At 45.7% G+C, this 22,505-nt stretch carries 22 protein-coding genes; 9 read left to right on the top strand and 13 right to left on the bottom strand.

The features are described from left to right. The first annotated feature begins 364 nt into the window (after positions 1-364). The 3 genes from QUA47_RS24370 (at position 365) to QUA47_RS24360 (ending at position 3,069) form a co-directional block, all read left to right on the top strand. Positions 365-1,138: a hypothetical protein gene (locus tag QUA47_RS24370; RefSeq protein WP_333432656.1), complete on the top strand. Its 774-nt coding sequence runs from the start codon at positions 365-367 to the stop codon at positions 1,136-1,138. A gap of 608 nt (positions 1,139-1,746) precedes the next feature. Further along, complete coding sequence (locus tag QUA47_RS24365) at positions 1,747-2,190, top strand: hypothetical protein (protein ID WP_333432655.1); 444 nt, start codon at positions 1,747-1,749, stop codon at positions 2,188-2,190. Positions 2,191-2,406: 216 nt separating this feature from the next. After that, complete coding sequence (locus tag QUA47_RS24360; protein ID WP_333432654.1) at positions 2,407-3,069, top strand: hypothetical protein; 663 nt, start codon at positions 2,407-2,409, stop codon at positions 3,067-3,069. A gap of 509 nt (positions 3,070-3,578) precedes the next feature. Here the strand turns inward: QUA47_RS24360 and QUA47_RS24355 are convergent. The 3 genes from QUA47_RS24355 to QUA47_RS24345 all read right to left on the bottom strand — a co-directional run bounded on the left by QUA47_RS24355 (position 3,579) and on the right by QUA47_RS24345 (position 5,348). Beyond that, a complete protein-coding gene (locus tag QUA47_RS24355; RefSeq protein ID WP_333432653.1) occupies positions 3,579-4,481 on the bottom strand; it encodes a ferritin-like domain-containing protein in 903 nt (300 codons plus the stop codon). A 310-nt stretch (positions 4,482-4,791) separates the two neighbouring features. Then, positions 4,792-5,025, bottom strand: a complete 234-nt coding sequence (locus QUA47_RS24350; RefSeq protein ID WP_333136746.1) for a hypothetical protein — start codon at positions 5,023-5,025, stop codon at positions 4,792-4,794. Next, positions 5,022-5,348 (bottom strand): hypothetical protein, encoded by a 327-nt coding sequence (locus tag QUA47_RS24345; protein ID WP_333289348.1) that lies wholly within the window; start codon positions 5,346-5,348, stop codon positions 5,022-5,024. Before QUA47_RS24345 ends, QUA47_RS24350 begins: the two co-directional genes overlap by 4 nt. A gap of 76 nt (positions 5,349-5,424) precedes the next feature. On the opposite strand from QUA47_RS24345, the gene QUA47_RS24340 reads away from it, so the two are divergent. Then, entirely contained in the window at positions 5,425-5,865 is a 441-nt protein-coding gene (locus QUA47_RS24340) for a hypothetical protein (protein ID WP_333432652.1), read from the top strand. Positions 5,866-5,974: 109 nt separating this feature from the next. Here QUA47_RS24340 and glnA read toward each other — a convergent pair whose 3' ends face one another. Further along, entirely contained in the window at positions 5,975-7,396 is a 1,422-nt protein-coding gene (glnA, locus tag QUA47_RS24335) for a type I glutamate--ammonia ligase (protein WP_333432651.1), read from the bottom strand. Between the two features lie 340 nt (positions 7,397-7,736). Here glnA and apcB point away from each other — a divergent pair, with 340 nt between their 5' ends. Beyond that, the gene (gene apcB / locus QUA47_RS24330; RefSeq protein WP_006634129.1) at positions 7,737-8,246 is read left to right on the top strand and encodes an allophycocyanin subunit beta; all 510 of its coding nucleotides are present in this window, start codon (positions 7,737-7,739) and stop codon (positions 8,244-8,246) included. A gap of 253 nt (positions 8,247-8,499) precedes the next feature. Here apcB and QUA47_RS24325 read toward each other — a convergent pair whose 3' ends face one another. Continuing rightward, positions 8,500-8,739, bottom strand: a complete 240-nt coding sequence (locus tag QUA47_RS24325; RefSeq protein WP_333289353.1) for a hypothetical protein — start codon at positions 8,737-8,739, stop codon at positions 8,500-8,502. 222 nt (positions 8,740-8,961) lie between these two features. Between QUA47_RS24325 and QUA47_RS24320 the strand changes: the two genes are divergently transcribed. Continuing rightward, entirely contained in the window at positions 8,962-9,804 is an 843-nt protein-coding gene (locus tag QUA47_RS24320; RefSeq protein WP_333432650.1) for a TlyA family RNA methyltransferase, read from the top strand. Positions 9,805-9,939: 135 nt separating this feature from the next. Continuing rightward, complete coding sequence (locus tag QUA47_RS24315) at positions 9,940-10,632, top strand: hypothetical protein (RefSeq protein ID WP_333432649.1); 693 nt, start codon at positions 9,940-9,942, stop codon at positions 10,630-10,632. Positions 10,633-10,824: 192 nt separating this feature from the next. Here the strand turns inward: QUA47_RS24315 and QUA47_RS24310 are convergent, their stop codons facing one another. The 5 genes from QUA47_RS24310 to QUA47_RS24290 form a co-directional block, all read right to left on the bottom strand. Beyond that, complete coding sequence (locus QUA47_RS24310) at positions 10,825-12,315, bottom strand: DUF697 domain-containing protein (protein ID WP_333432648.1); 1,491 nt, start codon at positions 12,313-12,315, stop codon at positions 10,825-10,827. A gap of 186 nt (positions 12,316-12,501) precedes the next feature. Then, positions 12,502-13,950: a slr1306 family protein gene (locus QUA47_RS24305; protein WP_333432647.1), complete on the bottom strand. Its 1,449-nt coding sequence runs from the start codon at positions 13,948-13,950 to the stop codon at positions 12,502-12,504. Between the two features lie 247 nt (positions 13,951-14,197). Then, complete coding sequence (locus QUA47_RS24300; RefSeq protein WP_190735045.1) at positions 14,198-14,620, bottom strand: acyl-CoA thioesterase; 423 nt, start codon at positions 14,618-14,620, stop codon at positions 14,198-14,200. Between the two features lie 256 nt (positions 14,621-14,876). After that, positions 14,877-15,959, bottom strand: a complete 1,083-nt coding sequence (locus tag QUA47_RS24295; RefSeq protein WP_333213620.1) for an ATP-dependent 6-phosphofructokinase — start codon at positions 15,957-15,959, stop codon at positions 14,877-14,879. A gap of 313 nt (positions 15,960-16,272) precedes the next feature. Beyond that, positions 16,273-16,515, bottom strand: coding sequence for a hypothetical protein (locus tag QUA47_RS24290; protein WP_006634122.1), 243 nt, complete (start codon positions 16,513-16,515; stop codon positions 16,273-16,275). Between the two features lie 137 nt (positions 16,516-16,652). Between QUA47_RS24290 and QUA47_RS24285 the strand changes: the two genes are divergently transcribed. Together QUA47_RS24285 and QUA47_RS24280 are read left to right on the top strand one after the other, a co-directional pair. Then, positions 16,653-17,162 carry a hypothetical protein gene (locus QUA47_RS24285; RefSeq protein WP_190658253.1) on the top strand — a complete coding sequence of 170 codons (510 nt, stop codon included), beginning with the start codon at positions 16,653-16,655 and terminating at the stop codon, positions 17,160-17,162. Between the two features lie 277 nt (positions 17,163-17,439). Beyond that, entirely contained in the window at positions 17,440-18,258 is an 819-nt protein-coding gene (locus tag QUA47_RS24280) for an FkbM family methyltransferase (protein WP_333432646.1), read from the top strand. 559 nt (positions 18,259-18,817) lie between these two features. On the opposite strand, the gene QUA47_RS24275 is transcribed toward QUA47_RS24280, so the two are convergent. From QUA47_RS24275 to QUA47_RS24265, 3 genes are all read right to left on the bottom strand, one after another. Continuing rightward, positions 18,818-20,398 carry a glycosyltransferase gene (locus QUA47_RS24275; protein ID WP_333432645.1) on the bottom strand — a complete coding sequence of 527 codons (1,581 nt, stop codon included), beginning with the start codon at positions 20,396-20,398 and terminating at the stop codon, positions 18,818-18,820. A gap of 118 nt (positions 20,399-20,516) precedes the next feature. Beyond that, on the bottom strand, positions 20,517-21,962 hold the full coding sequence (gene xylB / locus QUA47_RS24270; protein WP_333432644.1) for a xylulokinase: 1,446 nt from the start codon (positions 21,960-21,962) through the stop codon (positions 20,517-20,519). A gap of 21 nt (positions 21,963-21,983) precedes the next feature. Beyond that, the coding region (locus QUA47_RS24265; protein WP_333432643.1) for a response regulator at positions 21,984-22,505 on the bottom strand (522 nt) is incomplete at its 5' end.

Below are 22,505 nucleotides of genomic sequence, written 5' to 3'. Positions count from 1 at the left end.
AACCTTGCGAGGCTAGTGACAAAATACCTCAAATAATGTTTTTGTGTTGTCAGCCTCGCAAGGTTACTGCGTAAGGGTTTGAGAATGTTGTATGAGTAGCCACAAGTTTAAATTTGAGGGAAAACCTCTGAGCCTCACAAAGAGCCTCTAAACATCTTGCACTGTCTGGGGTGTATCATAGAAGTTTCCCCCGCGAGTGGGGAAACAATTGAATGGAAACTTGAATTCTAGTGCTAACCCTTTGCCCATTACTTCTTTAGCTCCCTAATCGCTGGGGAAACTAATTGAGTGGAAACTCATAGGTTAAGGAATTACTCAACGCCTAACGCCATCAGACTCCTCACTCGCTGGGGAAAGTAATTGAATGGAAACACATAGCTTCCAGCAGCCAAGTTTCTACAGACAGCAGAACCGCCTCCCCACTCGCGGGGGAAACTCATTGAATCAGAAATCAGACTTTTCAACGTACCCAAAGGGACAGAAAATGGTAATTCGCCACAAATTGATGTTGATATGGGCGCCACTGGCGCTTTGCCTGGTTCCGATTTTATATGGCTGCACAATTACGACGACTGATGGCAAAACCGCGACTATCGCTTCGCCCGGCGTTGCTTCGACTGGCTTCGCACCAGACAAGGTGCCTCCAACGGCAGAGCTGGTGAAGTTGACGAAAGAGAGCCTGTTAGTGTGGAACGAAGGCGTTCAAACCAAGGACTATACAGAATTCTATTCGACCATTTCTAAGACCTGGCAAAAGCAAGCGACGCAGAAGGAATTGACGGAAGCATTTCAGGCGTTCATCTACAACCAAAAGAAGGGCACGGACACGAATTTTGAACCCGTTATCAACACGCTGGAACCAGTCTTCACGCCAGCGCCAGCAATAGATAGTGATGGTGTGCTTATTCTCCAAGGCTATTATCCCTCCACACCTTCCCGAATGAACTTCACCTTGAAATACATACCCGAAGCAGATGCCTGGAAGTTATTGGCGATAAGTCTCCGTTTCGTTAAAGTCCCTACGGGAGAGGCTGAAGATGCGCCCACTGAAGATGCGCCCGCTGAAGATGCGCCTGCTGAAGAGGCGCCCGCTGAAGAGGCGCCCGCTGAAGAGGCGCCTGCTAAGGACACACCTTAACTCATGAACCTCACCAGTTTAAATGAGCTTATCCCCGCCTAACCTCTAGCAGGATTTTTTCGACGGGTTCTTAAGTCTTTGTCGAAGTGAAAAAGATTTAGAAGACCGTCGGAAAATAGCCACCACCTATTTTTTAATGTCTTACTTTTTGTCTTACGTCTAGTCTTACCCTTATCTCTACTCTCTAGCTTCTGATACATTTGAGTGCTGTCGATGTGAGAAGGGTGATATTCGCTCACCCTCACCCTGCAACCTGCGCCCCCCTACCCTGCACCCTGAACACAGTGACTTTTTTGTCCTAAAATCCCAATTCAAAGATTGCTTTTTAGGATTTGATGTCGGGTTAGGCTATCGGAGTGTGAAGAAATTGTTTCAATCCTTAATAGGGTTTTAGGTTGTTTCCGACCAACTGGCATCACTGTATATTTCACTCCTGCATTTTGCGTAGGCACTATTCACCCTCAAGCTGGTTATAGCTAAGTTCCCAAATATTTAAAAGTTCACAAAAACAGTATAGAGGGGGTATAAATACTTACGAGAAACCACGGTTGACACAGTAAAAAAACAAACATACAATTAAAAAGTTACCACTTAAAAAAACAAACAAAATGACTTCAAAAATTTGGGTTGAAGGCTGCAAGTATTCTGCTATAGTTGGTACCATTTTTGGGTTATTGTTACCCGGATTACCTTTGTTAGCTGCGCCTTCTGCTAGTGGTGAGAATTTCAGTTCCACCTCTTCGGGGAGTTTGTTAATCGCGCAAACTACCAGCCTTTGCGTGAAGGGTCACCGAGAACATAAGCACTTCTCAACAGCCAGCTATGAAATATCCATTTGTCAGGATGAAAGCCGCGACTGGTATCTAACATATGCGGATTCAAACAATGCCAATAATTATGAGTTTGTTAGTGGCGTCAGCACTAATGATGACGGAACTTATTATGCGGCGGCGAAAGTCACTGATGATGGAACAACGTTCGTGTACTCTGTGGGAGACTATTTTGAGATACGCCAAAATGATAAGGTGATTTTGATCGAAGAAACCCTCTAAAACTAGAAAATAGTAATAAAACAGCCCTCTACACTAAGACTGCTGTAAATTGCTTTTTAAATTAATTTTTCTCAATCAATTCTCAGAATTACTCAACGCCTAACGGCATCAGACTCCCCACTCCCGAGGAAAGTAATCGAGTGGAAACACAATAGCTTCCAACAGCAAAATTTCTACAAGCAGTAGAACCGCCTCCCCACTCGTGGGGGAAACTCATTGAATCAGAAATCAGACTTTTCAACGTACCCAAAGGGACAGAAAATGATAATTCGCCACAAATTGATGTTGATATGGGCGCCACTGGCGCTTTGCCTGGTTCCGATTTTATATGGCTGCACAATTACGAGTGGTGGCAAAACCACAACTATTGCTTTACCGGGCGTTGCTTCGACCAGCGAAGCACCGAAAAAGGTGCCTTCAACGGCAGAGCTAACAAAGTTGACGGAAGAGACCATGTTAACGTGGAACCAGGGCATTCAAACCAAGGACTTCACAGAATTCCATTCGACTATTTCTAAGCCCTTCCAAGAGGGAGTGACGGTGGAGGAAATGGCGGTAGGCTTTAAGGGTTTTATCGATCAAGACGTTAATCTCGAACCCGCTATCAACGCGCTGGAACCAGCCTTCACGCCAGCGCCAGCAATAAATAGTGATGGTGTGCTTGTCATCCAAGGCTATTATCCCACCACACCTAGCCGCGTAAAGTTTAGCTTACAATACGTGTCCGAAGCGGATGCCTGGAAGTTATTCCATATTAATGTTGGCTTCGATACCCCTAAGAAAGAAGCTGAAGAGACGCCCGCTGAAGAGGCGCCTGCTGAAGAGACGCCTGCTGAAGAGGCGCCTGCTGAAGAGGCGCCTGCTAAGGACACGCCTTAATTCATGAAGCCCACCAATTGAAATGAGCTTATCCCCGCCTAAACCTCTAGCGGGATTTTTCCGACGGGTTCTTAAGTCTTTGTCGAAGTGAAAAAGATTTAGAAGACCGTCGGAAAAACAGCCGCCTGCCTGTCTGGTCGAGGAGACCGAAAGCCAGGTGTCATCACGCTTGACACTATTTAATGACCTTAGCGGTTCTAATCTCTGGCTCAGGACATGCCCTTATCCCTCTTTTGTCACTCTGGGAAATTAAAAATAAGACCAAAATTTTCAACTGTAGATATATCAAGGATTTGAGTATTTATTTTCTAACCGAATGGCTGAAATCAAGGTTTTTGGTAAAAGTCTTATGCTATAACCATCCCAGATTATTTTCTGCCGAAAGTGACAAAAGAGGGTTAAATAACTGGTTCCCTGGCATAGCCTGGGAACCAGTATATCTCGCTTGTTGGCGGAGGCAGACGCAAGTTTGACTTGCAGAGCGGTTTCAACCAGGTTCGCGATCGTGTTTAAGCCTTGGGCTTAGTCGCCGGCTTCTTCTCAATGGTATTCAAGCCGTTGAGGAACATGGGCACCAATTTCTCCATAAAGGCCTGCGGGTCGCGGTTCCAGGCGCGCTGAGCTACATCAACTCTGGTCATTTGCAGATCCGGGGCCAACAGGGTTCTGGGCAAGCGTTCCATCAGGTATTGCGGGCGTTCCCACATCGGCATGGTGTTGGCAATGTCCACGAGGCGGGTGACGCGGCGGAGTTCTGCCCCCAGCATGATATCCATTCCCGATTCAAATGCTGCTTGTTCGATCGCCACATACTTGCGCTTTGCCTGTTCCACCTTCTGGCGGTGTTCCGGGCTTTTGGCAGCTATGGAGCCCAGCCAGCGGTTGCCCCAGCGGACGTGACCAGCTTCTTCGGGAAAAATCTTTTCGATTGTTTCGCGGATTTTGACATTTTCTGCGGTTTGGGGAGCCTGTTTGAGGGCGTGGATGTGGGCTGAGAAATACTCGCAGCCCCGCTTCTCGGTGACGTTAATCGCGGCTAGGGAAGAAATTACGAAGTCTTCGCGCTCTTTGGTGGGGTCTTGTTGTTCGCTGTCATACAACCTTTCAAATTCGTCAATGTAGGAGACTCCTGGCGGCGTTCCCACATTGTGGCCCAAGTCTACCAGCAAATCTGTCAGCCACATGGCGTGTCGCGCTTCGTCGGAAATGTGCCGCGAGAGGTCGCGCACCAGTTCTGCCGGGTTCCCGTCTAGCTGTTCGATTACGTCTGTGAGGTCTTTGCAACTGCGCTGTTCGCTGTAGCGGTAGCGGTTGAGGGTGATCAGGTGAATTTCGCGATCGCGCACTACTTGAGCTAAAATCTCGCGCGCTCCAATTGCGTTGCGAAGCTTGCGGGGGTAGGCAACAGTCATGCTTTTATGTTGTTTTGTAAAGATACCTATATAAGTGTAACGCAGTTTTTTCGACAACCAATTACCTCGCAAGGCAGAAAGTTATTGTTTAGCACGGAGATTCAATTTTATACAGACAATTTTTTTACTAGCTCAACAAATGACAATAGTTTTGAGTTGGGAGCCATACCATTTTAGATTTTAGATTTTAGATTTTAGATTAAAAATGACTGATGACTATCAGGGTTTGGAGCTTTTCTACAGTTACGTTATTTTTTTAAACTGCTATCACGCAAGGGTGGCGCGGATCGCAGAAAGCAATCTCACGCACTCAAAACTCTTCAGGTTCCGTCGAGTCTTTTGCCTCAACAATAGCAGACTCTTGTTGAAATTTTCGCGCCTCTTCTACTTCCAACCTAGCCAGAGTTGTCGCCACATCGGCTAACTGTAAAGCCAGATTCATCCTACAAACCGGGTTTTTTTCCCTCCAGAGGTCTTTTGCCAAGAAATGTACTCGATAGCGAAACATTTTAATTGAATTTGGCGGAGTAACTTTCACGGTCATAGTCTTTCTTCTGTGGAAGTTTGAATGCGGAGCAGCACCCGTTCTAGCTCCAAGTAAACAAATGTCAGCATGATTACTTTATCTTCATCGGTGATTGTAACACTACAAGTTGCCGATCGAGGTTCAACGCCTTCGTGCCTGACAACTACAGTATATTTTCCCTGCTTCAGGTTATCAAAATTCACATCTGCCTCAAACAGGTCCACTGTCTCCTCGGCCAGCACTCGTCCCTCCCGAGTCAGTAAAGTGACAAAGGCAATGCCGTCAACTGAAGTCATGGCGACGTTGCTCTGATTGCGGATCATCACAAAAATATCGGACATCGTTTGGTCATTGTTAATTGCTAATTGCTAATTTAAAATGAGTGCAGCACCTTACAAACAAAGGAGCATAAATACAGTGAATCATTTCAAGCTTTTGCTAATTTTGACGGCTTTTGCAGCGGTTCTCGGTTTAGAAAAAAGTGGGGCGCTAGCTGCTGTCTCGAATATCTCTGAGACAGAGCCTTGTATGCAGCTTCACGGCGTGCGGGTTGCTCAAAGGGTAGATCGGAATTTCAGTAACTCGAAAGGTACATTAAAAGAAGGCAGTGCCCTCTCTATCGATCCTGATGAAGTTAGGGGCATACCAAAAGCTGAGGCGCGACAGCGTTTCATTTTGAATAAGATATATCGGGTTCAGGAAGGCACTACCGCTGACGATTTGTTTATTGTTGATGAGAAAGCAAATAAATGGGCTGTAGAGGATGTCTCTGAGGCTACAGAGGGCGCTACTACTAACAGCGTTGCCCAGATAGTGTCGGGTAACGGGAGAGTCTGGGCTCTGATCCAGAAGTTCTAAACTCCAAAAAAACGCCGCTTTTAAGGGCGGCGTTCTTATTAATTAAAAATTCCAGGTTAAAAATGGTATAATCACCATTTTTAACTTTTAATTTTTAATTATTTATTTTCTAACAGTCGTAGTAGAGAGCAAACTCGTAGGGGTGAGGACGCAGGCGCATCGGGTTGACTTCGTTGTCGAGTTTGTAGGAAATCCAGGTTTGGATGAAGTCTTCGGTAAATACGCCGGTTTCAGTTAAGAAACTGTGGTCTTTTTCTAAAGCTTCTAAAGCGCCTTCCAAAGAACCGGGAGTCGAAGGAATTTTGCTCAATTCTTCAGGGGAAAGGTCGTAGATATCCACGTCCAAAGGTTCGCCCGGATCGATTTGATTCTTGATGCCGTCTATGCCGGCGCACAGCATGGCTGCAAATGCTAAATAGGGGTTGGATGTGGCATCGGGACAGCGGAATTCTAACCGCTTGGCTTTGGGGTTGGTTCCCGACAACGGAATCCGCACTGATGCCGATCGATTTCCTTGAGAGTAAGCTAAGTTTACAGGCGCTTCAAAGCCCGGAACTAAACGCTTGTAGGAATTGGTCGTGGGGTTAGTGATTGCCAAAAGTGCCGGTGCGTGCTTGAGAATGCCGCCGATGTAATGCAGTCCCATTTGACTGAAACCAGCATATTGATCGCCTGCAAATAGAGGTTGGCCGTCTTTCCAAATCGACTGGTGAACGTGCATCCCGGAACCGTTGTCGTTAAACAGCGGTTTGGGCATGAAGGTGATGGTTTTGCCGTATTTTTTGCCGACGTTTTTGATGACGTATTTGTAAGTCAGCAAGTAGTCGGCGGCTTGTACTAAAGTGGCAAAGCGGAAACCGAGTTCGCATTGACCGCCGGTGGCGACTTCGTGGTGGTGCTTTTCGATAGGTACGCCGCATTTTGCCATTGTCAGCAGCATTTCCGTTCTCATGTCTTGTGAGGTATCGGTTGGTGCTACTGGGAAATAACCTTCTTTGTAACGCGGTTTGTAGCCGAGGTTGCCGCCTACTTCTTCTTTGCCGGAATTCCAACGACCTTCGATCGAATCTACGTAATAGTAGCCGGAATTTTGGGTTTGGTCGAAGCGAACGTCATCAAAAATAAAGAATTCTGCTTCCGGGCCAAAGAATGCTGTATCGCCGAGACCGGTCGAAAGCAAGTAGTCTATGGCTTTTTGGGCAATGGTGCGCGGACAGCGACTGTACGGTTCGCCGGTTCGAGGTTCTTTGATGCTGCAAATGAAGCTGATGGTAGGTTCTGCCATGAACGGGTCCATCCAAGCGGTGGTCGGATCGATGACCATCGTCATGTCTGATTCGTTGATGGCTTTCCAGCCCCTAATGCTGGAACCGTCGAAAGGTACGCCGTCTGTGAATGCAGTTTCGTCGATTTGGTCGTGGTACAGGGAAAGGTGCTGCCAGATCCCCGGCATATCGATGAATTTGAGGTCAACGATCTGGATCTTATTTTCTTGTATGTAGTTTAAGGCTTCTTGGGGTGTCTGGAACATGACTTACTCCTGATATTGGTTGTGTCTTGGCGATCGGCCGATTTCAGACTGTTTGGGCGATCGTAGGCCTTCAGTACCCACTATTTTGTATCTATGGCTACAAAATTTTGAAATTGGTGCCCAGTGCGGCCGGGCAGTTCGTGATTCTTGCCCTGTAGATTATTTTTCGGCTGAAGATACAAGGCAAACGGCTGAATTTTGCTGCCGTTTGCCGAGGATAGACTACGCTCCCTGAAAATCCCATCTCAAATCTTAATCAAACGCCGATTTGTAGTAGTCTACAATAGGCGGTCTGTCTCAGATAGCAAAGTATTGATAAAGATTTTTGGGAGAGAAACTTATGCGCGATGCAGTGACGAGCCTGATTGAAAATTATGATGTTGCTGGTAGGTATTTAGACCGAGATGGTATCGATCGGTTGAAATCTTATTTTGCAACGGGCACGGCACGGGTACAGGCGGCGGCTGCGATTAACAGCAATGCTGCGGCAATTGTAAAGCAAGCTGGTATCCAGCTATTTGCTGAACAACCGGAACTGATCCGTCCCGGGGGAAATGCCTACACGACTCGTCGCTACGCGGCTTGTCTGCGGGATATGGACTACTACTTGCGCTATGCTACTTACGCCCTGGTGGCTGGAAGTACCGACGTGCTCGACGAGCGCGTGCTGCAAGGTTTGCGGGAAACTTACAATTCTCTAAGCGTTCCCATTGGCCCGACGGTGATGGGGATTGGCATTATGAAGGAGATGGTTAAGGCTCAAGTGCAAGCTGCTGGCTTGTCTGTGGGGCCTTTTTTGGAGCAGCCTTTTGATTACTTGATGCGCGAATTGAGCGAACAAGATATTTAAGTCAATTTGCTAATTCTTTTAACAGCAAATTGCACTTGTGGCTTGCAGTTAGTAGCAGTTGGATCGATCGCTTTTTTTGGCCTCACAGCCTCCAAGCGATCTTTTTTTATGGGTTATACAATTTTAGATTAAAGATTTCCGATTAAAAATAATAGATTAAAAATAATAGATTAAAAATTTGAATAATTGGGAATGACGGATGAATTAAGGGTTGGGAGCTTCCCTACAATTGCATTCTTGTTTGAAACTGATGCTAAAAATCGTCAACACATCCCCAGACGAGGCATTTGTCCAGGGGATTTTTGGTTTGGCCCAGATCCACTTGTTCGGCGGTTGTTGCTTCTACTTCGCCGTTGGGGTAAAGAATGTGGATGATGTCACCGCTGACGAATGCGAGGGGATTTTCTTGACAATTGCCAGGATTTCTGATAGGAAAGTTAATTGTTTTCATGGTCGATCGCCTTGATGGTATTTGTAGCGCTTTTAGCTGCATATAAATCATCCGCTAGTAACAAAAATTATGGTGTGATTCTATGAATGTTTATCTGTGATAAAACTACACACTCACAGCGATCTCAGTCACATCATGTGAGCTGGGGGCGATCGCCCCGCGACAATCGCAAAACCAAAATAATCGCCAAAAATTAGCAGTGGGGCTTGTGCGTAAGTGCTAATCTGGTACTGTTCTTAACCCTATCCGTACAGATTAAAAACCTTGGCTAAACAGCGACTAGACACATTATTGGTCAGCCTAGATTTGTGCAGTTCCAGACAGCAAGCTCAGGCCTTGATTCGGACTGGGAAAGTCTCTATCAACCAACAGGTAGTTGACAAACCGGGAACTGAGGTCGATATTTCAGCAAAAATTCAGATCAAAGAGCGATCGCGCTATGTTTCTAGAGGCGGCGACAAATTAGCCAAAGCTTTAGAAGTTTTTGCGATTCCCGTTGCAGGCAGAATTTGTCTCGACGGCGGCATCTCCACAGGCGGTTTTACCGACTGTTTGCTGCAAGCCGGCGCCGCCCTAGTGTACGGCGTAGACGTTGGCTACGGTCAAGCAGATTGGGGCTTGCGTAACGATCCGAGGGTAATTTTGAAAGAACGCACCAATTTGCGGTACATGACTGCTACTGAGCTTTACGGCGACTCTGCGCGAGCAGATTTGGCGGTAGTAGATGTGTCGTTTATTTCCCTGGATAAGATTTTACCGGCGCTGTGGGAATTGTTGGCACCACCGCGAGAAGCGGTGGTGCTGGTAAAGCCGCAGTTTGAGGTAGGGCGCGAGAGAGTCGGGAAAAAAGGCGTAGTGCGAGACTCAGCAACTCAAGCCGATGCGATTTTTCAAGTGTGGAAGGCAGCCACAGCTTTAGGATGGCAGCAACGCGGCTTAACGTGGTCGCCTTTACTTGGCCCGGCCGGTAATATCGAGTATCTTTTATGGTTGGGGATCGATCGCGAACAAGAAACAGAGCCGAAGGCGATCGAAGAGGATGTTGTGAAGGAACGGATCGCACAAGTCACCAAAGCGGCGGCGCGGGAACTTGTCGATCGATTGTAGATTGTAGATTTTAGATTGATTTCAAGATGTCAAGCTAATCGTATTTTAAAAATCAAATTTGGAACTCCAGATTGCTCTAAATTTTAAAAAATTTTGTCAATCAGACTCCTAAACTTTCACTTAGTGAATAATTCCATGCAATCATTCAAACAAGCCGGTTCGATTTTCCTGTACGTTCTAGGTGCCATCGGGTATGTGGCGATTGTAGCTACTATTATAGGCGTTTCAATTATCATCAAGTGGGCCGCCCTGCTACTAGCCGACAAATTATTATACGATACAATTCTGATTATCGGCGATTTGTTGAGGGGTATCGAAATTATTGAACTGTTAAATATATTGGTATTTGCTTTTATCGGTATGGGAGTGGGTGTGGCGACAAGGCTTTTACACCCTCAATACGGTCGCAAAATTAGTGCTGCTGTGTTAATAGTTATAGTTCCCTTAGTTTTCATGATTACGCCAGCCATTCGATATAATTCTTGGCTGGAAAAAGTGGAAGAATCGGATAAATTATCGCCTCCGCAAACTGCAACCTTAACTAACTCATTTTTGAATAGAAAAGTAGGATTGCCTGGTTTTATCGGTTATTACGTATATACTGGTCAGTTTCCGGTTATTCCGACGAAACAATCGGAGATGAAAGACCTTGACAGCTTTGAAAAAAAAGTTAATTCCAGATTTGTACAGTTCACTGGTATTCCTCCGACTATTGTTTCTTGGTCAATGCGGGTTTGTTTTTGGCTGATTAGAATATTTTACTTTTCTATAGCGGTAATTGCGACGATCGCCCATTTTAGGGAAGGTGTTAGAATCGCGAGACGGTAATACGATTTTCGATTTTCGATTAAATAATTGGGAATCACTGATGAATATCGTGGTTGGAAGCTTAGCTACAGTTGCATTCTTTTTTGACAATTGTATAAGAGTAAAAGCACTAGGGTGCGTCAGATCCTAGCTCTTCGATTATTCACAAATAACCCTCTGCTGACGTACCCTACTCAACTACTAGGGCAATTTTTAATTGCCAATTTTAAACTCTTGCTGCAAGCGATCGATAATTGTATTACGCTCTATGGTGGCGAGAATTTCTTGAATTACCGTATCTTGTCCCAGGGGGCCCCAGGTGCAGCCTTTTTCTAAGTAAACTTGGGCGGCACGACCGACAGCGTAGGTTCCGTAAGCTGCTAAACTAGCTTGAGTGACAGCGACTCCGGCAAAAGTAGAAAAGCCGATGTGGGGGGCTGCAGCCGCCGCACTTTTGCCAAATCCCAATAGAAAACTGCTACCCAATTCTCCCAAAAGTACGCCGCCAGCACTGGAGAAAATAGTCTGCCAAAGTTTCCCGGCTTCGTAACCAGTCATGGGTAAGCCGTAAAGTCTGGATAAAGAGCGAATTAAGGCTAAATCTGCGACACTTGCTCCCATTACATCCAAGAATGCCACTGGATTTAAACCGACAGCCAAAGCTTTATATTTTGCAAATTGCCAGATTAAATCTTCGGCTTCTGTTTGCCGCAATTTGAGAACGTGACGGGCAATGTTTGCTTCGGCATCTCTAGCTTCAACTAAAGCATTTAGAGCGAGGAGCGATCGACCTTCTCTGTTAAGAATTGTGAGAATTTTATGTTTGAGTTCGTCTATCTGCGGGGGTGGCGACTCCCATTCGTTAGTTACTCTTCCGTCGGACCATTCCACTCGGACTTGCACCGGCGCGGGTTCGGCGGCTACCATGACTATTTCTAATGATTTGGCAATTTTAGGCGGTGATTTTGCGGTAGATTTATCGGAGGAGTTGTTTGGGCGATCGGACAAATTTTCGCTATCTATTTCCTCTGTTACCACAGCGGCTGCTAGCTCTTCAGAATTTCCCAGCGCTTGCAAACTTTGGTAAATAGCTTTTCTGTCTAATTCTGGATAAAGGTCAATTTTATTAAAAACTAAAATTACTGGTTTTTGAGCTGTTTGCAATTCGCACAGTGCTTGATATTCAGTTCTGGTGATATCGCCTGCAACGACAAACAGAATTAAGTCAGCTTGGCGAGTTACTTGTTTCGCCATTTCGCCGCGCACTTCGCCGCCAACTTCATCAAGTCCGGGAGTATCGATTAATTCTACTTGCACCCCTCCTTTCCCACCCTTGCCAAGGGGGGGTTGGGGGGATTCGTCGCTGTCAAGGAAGGATAAAGGCACACTCCAACGCACGGAACGCGGCCACTGAGTCACGCCGTTGAGAGGGCCTGTTTGCAGAATTTTTTGACCTAAAAGCGCGTTTAATACGGCTGACTTGCCACGGCTGACTAAGCCGAAAGTAGCAATGCGAATGACGTTGTGGTCTAGTTTTTCTGAGGTGGAAGTTAATATATCTAACTGATATTGCAGCGCCGCTTCTAATTCTGTATTATTCGAGTTTTTTTTCCCTTGGCGCAGGTGGGAATAGCGCGCCAGGGCTTCGCGCAAACTGGCGCGGGCAAGGGATAAGCGATTTTCTTGAAGGGAATTGTCAGCCATTGGCGATCGGCTTTTTTAAGCAGGTATAATTGATCGTCGAATTATAAATCCTATTTCTTATTTTAATACAATTTTTCATAAATTTATAATTTTTTATTGGGGAAGTAGGTAGGGACACGGCAGTGCCGTGTCCCTACGGATATCCTGGGCAATCGACCCAATTTAACATCAGATGCTGGACTACTTCTAATTGGCCGCCGACTTAACGGTTTCGGGCCCAGATACCTGAGAGGAAAGGCGACTCGCCACTTGGTTGACGAAAGACTGCAAGAAGGAAACTTGCTGATTTTGCGTAAATACTGCTTGCAAAGTTTTAGTCAACTGGTCGAGATTGAAAATGCCTTTGGCAGCATTTTCCAGTTCTTGACTTTGGAAATATTCAATTAAACTCAGTCCTGCTATTCTGGTAAAATAGGCTGCACTAATTCCCTGCACCGCGCCTCCTGCTACATAGGTGACGGCATTGCTTTTCAGCAGTCCAGTAATAGTTTGGGTAGACAGTTCTACTAATCCCAATTTGAACATTTGATTAGCCAAAGTAGCCGCTACTGTCTTAGCTTGGTCTAAGGAAAACTTTCGCTGGTAGATAGCGCCGAGGTCGATTACGAGCTGGGTGCTGATGGCGGTTGTTGCTAGCAAGTCTAAAGCGGGAACCGGATTGGCAAACACGGTGGCGGCGGCGATGTACTGATATTGTTCGATAATGGGAATTGCCCGATCGCGCCTGACTGCATTTAATAAGGTTTTTGCCTCTAACTTGATACTTGCAGCCTCGCGCACTGCACTCGCCCAGACCAACTGTTGCCGTTCTTCCGTTAAGATTTTAGTCAATCTTTCCGTCAGCGGGTCGAGTTGAGAGACTTGTTTTTCGATGCGTTCTTTAAATGTGCCGTCCGCTTGGTGCTGGCGCACTTTAATAGAATTGGGAGAAGCTGCGATCGCAATTATATCTTCTGTCCCCAATATTCCTTGCATTTTTTGCTGCAAAGAGTGCAAAACCTGCGACTGCTGTTCTGGTAAATATTGGTCTTGTTTGTTCCAGACTAGCAGCACGCGCTGACCAGCGGACGCTAGCTGAGATAATGTTTGAAATTCGGAATCTGTGATGTCGCCCGCTGTCACAAACAGCGCTAAATCACCATTGATTTTGGCATCGGCATTTGTATTAGCAAACAGCGGTGCCGTTTCTTGTAAACTAAGCTTTTGCGGGTGTTGAGATGCCCAATTAGAATTTAAAACTTGAATTAAGGCAGTTTTGCCGACAGCTTTGCCGCCAGTTACGGTAATCCGCAAATCTTGTCTGTCTAATTCGCTTCTGAGCCGATCGAGCTTTGCTGTTAGATTAGCAGGATCGGCGGAGTTTTGAGCTTCTGAAGCCAGCAATTTAATGGCGGCTTCGGAGGTCGCGATCGCTTTTTCGGCTGCTTCCCGGTTCGCCAGGGGTTGCGGGAGTGCGAGTTCGAGTTTGGGGGATTGTTGCTTCCACCACCAATACCCCGCACCGGCAGCAGCCAAGCCGATGAGTGCCGTTTCGCCCATTTCTGAACCCGAATGCTGTAGAGTTTCCAGCAGCCACAGCGCTGCTGAAAGTCCTATTCCGCCTATTAAAATCGGTCGCCGCAAGTTAAGTGTCATTTTTTCCTTCCTGTGGGTATTGTCACCAAGCTTAACCTTCGCCGGCTTGGCCTCCCTCCTTATATTCCATCGTACCTCTGTGACATCCAAACTGGCAGGCGGGCGATCCGACTTTTTGCTATCGGGAATTGCGGCCCGCTGCACAATCAACTTTTTGCACTTCTACAAACGCGGAATAGGGGACTGAAGTCCTCACTACAAACCAATAGATTTTTACAGGATTTTGCAAATATAGTTGATTTTTTTTCTATGTTGGTAATGCTTGAGATTGTGATTCAAAAATATCAATTATTTGTTTGGGAATTGCTCGCGGTCGCATGGTGGTAACTTCAACCCAAACCCAAAGCGCCTCTGCTTTTAACAAGATTTCGTCACTTCCAGCTAAGCGAATTTCGTAGCGGCGAACAGCCCGCGGGCCGCGCATTTGTTCGATCCAAGTTGATATCTCCAGTCGATCGCCCGCAGCGGCCGATCGCAAATAGTCAATCTCTATCCGCCGCATTACAAAGACGCCGCCCAGTTCCCGGTAGCGATCGAGTGTAAATCCCAAGTGTTCTAAATGTTCGATCGCAGCGTGTTCTAAATAATGCTGGTAGACAGCATTATTGACATGACCGAGGGCGTCCATTTCGTAATGGCGCACTCTAATTTGTGCAGTAAATGGTGTCAATTTCTCACCTTTCTACTTGTTGCGGTATTTTGTAGTTCCGAGTGCGATCGCACTCGATGTCGATACTCGCTCGGAACTAATTGCAAGGTACACTAATCATAGTTGAAACGCCACTACTTCCAGGTTAATATTAGTCGTGGAAGCAAGGCCGGTGAGCACCTTGGTTTTTTAAGCACACCTCAGTCTCGGTTAACCCAGTTTCGTGGTTCTGAGTGCGTCCCGGACTAAAACTTTGAGAAATCGGACTGGTAATTGTTTAGTCTCCCAGACAAATTCCTAAACCGCGGGCCGTTTTAACCAGAGTACCATTTAACTCTACAGGTCTGTATTTGGCGATCGCATCTTCCAGAGGAACGCTCACAACTTCCCGCTTTTGCCAAGATACCATGCAGTCGTATTTCTCTTCGGCAACTAAATCAACTGCTGCCACGCCAAAAGCCGAAGCAATTAATCTTTCTAGCGGTGAAGGAGTTCCCCCGCGTTGAGTATGTCCCAAAACGGTGACGCGAGTTTCTGCACCGCTACAGTCAGAAATTGTATCAGCTAAATACTGACCAATTCCGCCTAATCGACTTTGACCTAAGCGATTTGTGTGCATTACTAACTCGCCTGCTTCTGTGCGAACTGCCTCCGCTACTATAATTAAACAGTAGTTTTTTCCCCGGTCTTGGCGTTCTTGAATTTGGGCACAGATTTGGGAAATTTTGTAAGGGATTTCCGGAATCAGAATTATATCAGCTCCCCCAGAAATTCCGGCACTGATCGCAATATGTCCGGCATCGCGTCCCATGACTTCAACAATCATAACGCGACTGTGACTAGCCGCAGTAAAATGCAAGCGATCTAGTGCTTCAGTAGCAATATTGACAGCCGTATCAAAACCGATAGAACGCTCGGTAATTCCGACATCATTATCAATAGTTTTAGGAATAGCAACTAAATTCAAATTACCTTGTTGAGCAATCTTCCTGAGAATGGCAAGACTGCCATCGCCACCAATGCCAATTAAGGCATCCAAACCTAGTTGGTGATAGCCTTCGATAATATCCTCAGAACAATCGCGTAGAGTCCCATCAGACATCGGGAAGGCAAAAGGATTGCCCTCATTTGTCGTGCCTAGCATCGTACCGCCAATGGTGAGCCACGAGTCTACTTTCTCAATATCCAAGGGAATTGCTTGAGGGGGACGACTCATCAATCCCTTGGTGGCTTGACGAATGCCCATCACTTTCCAATTGTAAGTTCCCGTTGCGCGGTGGACAACGGCTCGGATAACTGCGTTTAAGCCTGCACAGTCACCCCCGCTGGTGAGGATACCGATACATTTTTGTTCTCCCATAATTAATGCCCGACTTTTGTTACTCAGAACATGACTTGATTTTTTTAGATCCCGATCGTCCAATCCTTATTTCCGACCTAAATAGGTAGGCGAAAATAAACTTTACCCTGTAACAGAATGTAAAGCAATCATAACTTTTGTGATTGCTTTTATAAGATCTCGCTCCTTTGGGGAGCGTTTCACTCACTTTTGACTACTTATGTATTTTCAAGCTTCATCGACCTAATGGAGTGCCTCATCTCTGACGCATCCCACAAGTTCGATCGCCAACTCAGTCGCATCGCCAATCACCGTCTCCAACAAAACATCAATTTTACTTGGGATTGAGGCGTTTAGAAACTTGGTTAACTATACCGCTGAGAATAGCACCGCCCATGAGAATTCCGAGGGCGGGATTAAATACGGGCTGCCACAGACTGTACCACAAATCAAAACCGAGATTCACCCCAGTCGATCGACCTGCTACTGCGATCACAAACCACCCAAAAATGGCAAAGACGAAAAACACATCAGCTACTAAAAGCAAGTTAAGCAAGTTAAGAAATTTATCTTTCATTGTCGAGGGTTCCTTTTGAGTGTATATGTGTCAAGTTTTGGCAAGCGGTTGGTAATGGAGCTGATTGATAGCTGCAACTGGCGATCGAATAAAGATAAAATATCATTCAATTGTTTTCGCGCACAGGCTGTCAAAATATGGTTCGCTATACACTTCCTCAAAGCCCCGAAATTATTTTAACTGTCAAAGGGAAAGATTCAGCCAAAGCCCGGGAAGAAGCGATGGATCGCCTGATGGATCTCATGGATGAGGGCAAGCTGCCTACGGAACTCGTGGAGGGATTTGGGCCCAAGCAGTTTGTTGAAGTTAAGGATATCGAAGATGCTGCGTCTGAAGGCGAGGACGCGATTACTGAAGCCGTCCAGATTTTGAGCAATTTGGCAAGTCTCAAATTGAAAGTCATGGAATCCCGCGAAGAAGCACTCAAAATCCGGGCGGCGATCGACATTTTGTTTACAGATGAGGCTGTGACTGCCGAGGAAATTGGTCGTTTGAAAGATGGTTTCAAGGTTCTCAAAAACTTCGCTCAAGCTAATGTCCGCTATCGAGAAGCTAGAAGTAAAGCCGAAGAAGCACGGGCAATTCTCGACGAAGCTTTGCAATCTGTCGAACCGGAAAACAAGGCGCAGAAATCCGCGAAATCGTAGCAGGTGGGGTTGAAACTCACATCTTGCACAATTCTCAAGAACAGGCAAGATGCCTGTTCCACGAGTAAATTTTATTGTGGAACAGGCAAGATGCCTGTTCCTAAAAAACTGCTTTAGAATGGTGCAACATCTCAGTTAAAACCTATTTCTGTCATTGCGATCCGAAGGGAAGCAATCGCCGAGGTTTGCGATTGCTTCGTTTCATTATTCGGACATACAATAACTCTGCTGCAAGACATAATATTAATTATATCCACATTGAAATCCGGAAAAAATTGTGAGCCAACAACAAACAGGAATTCTCAGAAACTCAATGTCAGGCAGCTTGCTGCTGGCTAAACAGTTAGGTTTTGAACCAAAAACTGTGATTGATGTCGGTGCGGCATTGGGAACTTTTAACCTTTACGACACTTTCCCCGATTCGCGACATTTGCTAATTGAACCCATCGCCGAAAATGAACCTTATCTCGCCAAAATTTGCCGCAAGCTCAAAAGTGCGGAATACATTATCGCTGCAGCGACCAAAGAAGCGGGAGTTTTCACGCTTAACGTCAGTCCATCTATGTTGCATTCTTCAATTTCTGAAAATCGCGTTACTGACAGCAGCGATCCTTATTTGAGAAAAATACCAGCAATTACCTTGGATGGAATATGCAGGGAAAGAAATTTGCCAGGCCCGTATTTAATTAAAGTTGATGTAGACGGACAAGAATTAGATGTTTTAGCAGGAGCAACTGAGATTTTGCAGCAGACTGAATATGTAATTGTAGAAGTTACTTTGTTCGGTCAGATGTATGATGTAATGAGTTTTATGAAGTCCCAAGGCTTCGCAGCTTACGATATTGTTGATTTGTCATATCGCCCGGTTGATTCAGCTTTGTGGCAAGTTGACATGGCTTTTGTTAAGGAATCCGGTCACTTCAGAAGAGAGAGGGGTTTCGCGACAGGAGAGCAGGATATCGAAGCACTTAACTCGCATCTCAAAGCTTATCGGGAAAGTTTCATGAAATACATAGACACTCATTACAGCGACCCAATAGAGCTGGAACCACAGGTCACTCAATCTGTTGTGGGCGAAGATTATGTCATCATTTAACTCAAGTTGCTTCCATCTGATACTAAATTCGGGTCGCACTTCGTACTTGATTTAATTAATCCTCAACATCTAAAAAACTGGTTTTCTAAATGCTCCTATTGCCGTCTATAAGCTTGCAATCTGCTGTAAATTGGCTTTCATCGGATATCAGAAAGTGGGAATGCCCTAATGCGGCCCTCACCATGATATAGCAATCCTTGCAGGAGTCGTAAATTTTTGACCCCACCCCAACCCTCCCCTTATCAAGGGGAGGGAGTAAGAAATTCACAAATGATTTAGGATGGCTATAGAAACATCCATGCAGCTAAAAACATTAGAGAGCGAGGTTGACGAATTTGAGACGTAGGGCATACCTCAGTAGCTTCTGGACCTAGAGTAAGACCAAGTAAAGGCACTGCTTTTACTTGGCATCAAGCTGTGAAGGAAGAATCCCCCGTCAAGCTACGTTGTGACGGGGGAGTGTCAACTACCACAATTAATCCCAAGGCGCTTTTGTTGTGAATCGTTGAGTTGCTGGCGGCCTAAGCTGTCAACCATCAACCAGTGGAGGCGGTCAATTCTATTTCTTTAGCCCAAGGTATTGCTGCCAAAATATAGTAGATGTTATCTCCTGGGCAGCACTTTTCCATTTTTCCCTTACGGATGACCATTCATTACTACCTTCAGCAGCAACTTTAAACCACCTAGTCAAAAGGTTAGTACCAGCTACTTTATCTACCTCATTTTGGTTGTTATAGCTTTTACTAAGCTGTACAATGCTCATGTGAAAGCTTTCTGGGTCAGTGTTTTTGATAAAATCTGGGCCTTTTAGATAGTCTTCAAAAGCTTTTACAACCATTTCTACATGATTGTAATCAAATTTTGCTAAAGCCTGAAGTATTACTTTTGTCAAATGCTCAACGGCAGCCATATATTCTGGAGAATAATGGATGGAATAAGCTATTAAATCATTGCGGATATAATAATAATTTTCCCAATTTACATTTTTGGCCGCCGCTGGTTGATGCCACACCGCAAGTGATGGAAAAGCTACAATGTTATTGCCCAACTCTTTTATTCTTAAGCCAAACTCTACATCATCTATTTTGATAAATAAAGGCAGCGGTAATTTAGTTTGTTCAACGAGTTCCTTAGAAAAAGAGAAAAACCAAAATCCGCCATAATCTACATCTTCTTCCTTGAGCAACCTGTTGAGAGAATTAGAATCTCGTAAATCGATATTATAATTTAAAGCAATTAATGCCCCAGGTCCAAATCCTCTAGTTTTAGAATAGGCGTTGTACGATGCTCCTGCTTCATACAACATATGCTTTTTTTGTAAATTTAGCAGTCCACCCGCTATAGCAAAATCCGAATTGGCGTATTCATACAAAGGAAATAATTTATAAATACATTCACTTTCTAACTCTATATCATCATCCATAAGCAAAAAGTGAGAATATTTTTCTTCCTCTAAAGCTTCGACCAACCCTCTGGTAAAGCCCCCGCTTCCACCAGCATTTATATTAGGAACTAGCCTCAGTTTTGGCTTTCCGAAATCAGCTTCATCTAAAGTTCTACCATTATCAACCACGAATACTTTAAAGTCCTTGGTTTCTAGTAATTCATCTTGAAAAATTGCACTTAATGTATTTTGTATGAAGTCCTCTTTTTTAAAGGTGCAAATTACAATCCCCAAGGATGCTTCTCTAGTTTTACTTTGATCGGTTGCTATCCAGGCCCCTTTAAATTCACCCTGTTCACTAGAACAAGTTATTTCAAAATATATTCTGCCCGCTTTTTTACCTTGAAGGAGATTTATTGGTGAGATTTTTACAGGATCAGAGAACTGACATTTCTCAAAGCTCTCTTCAGAAATAATTTCTTTGTTTTTTTGTCCATCAAATTCTCGGTAAACAGAAACTTTAAAATCGCCTTCAAGTTTCAGCACATAGTAGATAGAGCTAAGAGTTGTATATTGAGTATAATATCTCTCGTAAAACGAATTAAAGTAAGAATTTGAGGAGACAACACCACCCCGAGATAAAACAACTTTTTTGTCATCTTCCTGGTAGCTTATAGAGGCAGATTCATTACACCGTATATATACATCCGAGGCCTCGACTGATTTTGGTAGCTTAATTCCAGCTAATATATTCATGTAATATCTCCCTCTTCTTGTAGTAGACTTAGTTATTTTATTTGACTGATGTTAATCAGTCTTAGCTTAAGAGTAATTTGTGGATAGGTTCTAGTACCTCCTCCTTTAGGCATAACTCCTATGACATTTTTTTAAGTCGTGGATAAAGGGATTGATATCGAAACCAAGCCTCTTCTAGGATTGGATCAACTGATTGGGGAGTGGCAGCAAGCATTGGTGTGGCTGCCAGTTTGATGGTGTCATTAGCATCGGCGTATACGCCAATTCCGATACCCGCCAGTAGAGCAGCACCACGTCCGGAAGCCGCAGCAACTGTAGTTGAATAGAGGGGTATTCTCAATACATCGGTCAGTAATTGTTTCCAAGGCATTTCTGCAGTTCCACCGCCTGCTAAACGCAGTTCTGTCGCCTTAAAACCTGTTGCTTCAAGTGCCTCAAAACCTTGTCGCAAAGCAAAAGCAACTCCCTCTAAAGCTGCCCTCATCAGGTGCGCCTGTGTGTGATGAAGTCCCAGCCCCACCCATGCCCCGCGTACATAGGGGTCGAGGTGTGGAGTTCGCTCACCCGTGAGGTACGGCAAAAATGTCAACCCTTCACATCCTGGGGGAACAGAAAACGCTTTAGTATAGACTTCCTCCCAGCTCAAGCCGAGGATACCTCGCACCCACTCAAGCGCTAAGCCGGCATTTTGCATTGCTGCAAGGCTGTACCACTGGTTAGGTAGGGCGGTTCGATAGAGATGGGTACGACCATGACGATCGATAATTGGTTGCGATCGAGGTGTAATGATTTGAGCGCCTGTGCCGATCGTTAGTTGAACCAATCCAGGCTCTAGTAGTCCGTTACCAAGTGCCGCCGCTGCGGTATCCGCAGCACCAGCGATCACCGGTAAGCCAACAGGTAAGCCGAGATGCTCTGAAGCAATAGTTGTTAGGTAGCCGGAGATCGCACTAGAGGGGATAATTTTTGGTAACCAATCACCACGTAGATTCAGCGCCCCGATTGCTTCCCCAGCCCAGTTGTCCGACACAATATCGTAAAGCAAAGTACCGCTAGCATCAGATGGTTCGGTTGCAACTTCTCCAGTCAGCCGTAACCGCAGCCAATCTTTTGGCTGAAGTGCCCAACGCGCTTCGGTGTAGACAGTAGCCTCGTTTTCTCGTAGCCACAACAAAGTTGGACCCGCCATTCCCGCCGTAATCGGGTTGCCCAAGCGCTCTAGAATAGCAGCATCGAGCGAATGATAAGTGTTAAGCGTGGCACTAGAGCGAGTATCTGCCCAGAGGATAGCAGGGCGCAGGGGCTGACCCGACTCCGAAGCTAGGACAACGCCGTGCATTTGTCCTGAAAGTCCGATCGCCTGTACCCCATCAGCGCGATCTCCCACTGCCTTCCTAACAGCCGAGGCAACAGCTAACCACCAATCTTCTGGTTCCGACTCAGCCCATCCAGGGTGGGGTGAATGAACGGGATAAGAGCTTGATGCTTCACCTATAGTGGTTCCGTCTGTCGCTAGGAGCAATGCCTTAGCAGAGCCTGTTCCTAAATCAATACCAAGCAGCATGATAGCTAATCCTCAAATCATTCAGTGTCTCAGCAAACGGGCGATCGCTTTTACCAATTCCTCAGGTTCAACAGGCTTGGAGATATGCATCTGAAATCCGGCAGCTAAGGCTTGCTGCTGATTGATCTCTCCGGCATAGGCAGTAAGTGCGATCGCAGGAATCGTGCCTCCCTGTTGGGGTGACCACTTTCTAATTTGTCGAATCAGGGCATAGCCATCCATCTCTGGCATTCCAATGTCACATAACAGCAGATCGGGGACAGATTGATTCAGGAGGGCCAACGCCTGTACCCCCGAAGCGGCTGTCGTAACTTGTGCGCCAGATTGCATCAGGGTGAATGCTGCCAACTCCCGCATATCTGCATCGTCGTCCACAACCAAGACCCGAACACCTGCTAAGTCGTCTGCCGCACTTTCTGCGTGCCTGTCATCAGAAGAGGGTTCCGGCTCTACGATGTTTAACGGTAGCCGGATGGTAAATGTAGCCCCTAAGTTCTGTCCTAAGCTGTCTGCTTGAACGGTTCCTCCATGCAGTTCGGTAAA

Source organism: Microcoleus sp. MON2_D5, assembly GCF_036701905.1.
Classification (GTDB): domain Bacteria; phylum Cyanobacteriota; class Cyanobacteriia; order Cyanobacteriales; family Microcoleaceae; genus Microcoleus.
The sequence above is the reverse complement of the archived record's forward strand: the minus strand, read 5'-3'. Positions and strand labels throughout refer to the sequence as shown.